A 760-nucleotide genomic window follows, 5' to 3' on the forward strand; every position below is an offset into this window, starting at 1 on the left:
GCCCCGCCGCGAGCACCGCGGCTCATGGTGAGGATGACGATCTGGTCCCCGGCGGCCTGGTGCGCGGCCAGGGTCCCGCCCACGCCGATCTCCACGTCGTCCGGGTGCGCACCGATGGCCAGCACGACGTTGCTCGGACGAGCGGAGACGCGGGCCTGCTCGACGAGGCGGGTCACCACCTCGACCAGCTGCGGCTTGCGGATCGGCTTGAACAGGAACTCGTCGGCCTGCAGCCGCAGCGCGTTCACCGCGTAGTCGAGGGTCGCATGGGCGGTCATGACGATGATCGGAAGATCGGGGCGGGTCGCCTTGACCCGCTGGGTGAGCTCAAGACCGGACATCCCCGGGAGCTCGATGTCCGTCAGCAGCAGGTCGAAGGTCGTCGACGCCAGCAGGGCCAGCGCGGCCTGCGGGTTGGACACGACGCTGGGGTCCATGCCGCTGCGTTCCAGGACGGTCCGCATGTAGCTCGCGGCGTCGTCGTCGTCCTCGACGACGAGGATCCTGTAGCGGCTGTCCATCGAGTCGCTCCTTGGTGTCGGGTGTCGTCGAAGGCACTATCGACCACCTGGACACTAACGTGAGCGTCCGGACAGGTCGAGCCGGTGCCCCTGTGACGAGCCCCTCCCCGGGGCCCTCCGGGCATCCTCTCCTCCACCCGCCCGACTTCCCACCTCCCCGCCCGCCCGACTGCCCTCCTGCCCTGCCCGCCTGCCCCCGGGCCCTCCGTCCTCCGGGCTCCCTTCCTCCCCCGGGCCGT

1 protein-coding gene is annotated in these 760 nt (G+C 70.9%); it reads right to left on the minus strand.

Annotation, left to right across the window (positions count from 1 at the left end):
* Nucleotides 1-521: response regulator (locus SS2_RS01260; protein WP_157607148.1), on the minus strand; the 521-nt coding region annotated here is incomplete at its 3' end.
* Nucleotides 522-760 lie beyond the last annotated feature (239 nt).

Source organism: Sanguibacter suarezii NBRC 16159 (assembly GCF_001552735.1).
In the GTDB taxonomy this organism is placed as follows: Bacteria; Actinomycetota; Actinomycetes; order Actinomycetales; family Cellulomonadaceae; genus Sanguibacter; species Sanguibacter suarezii.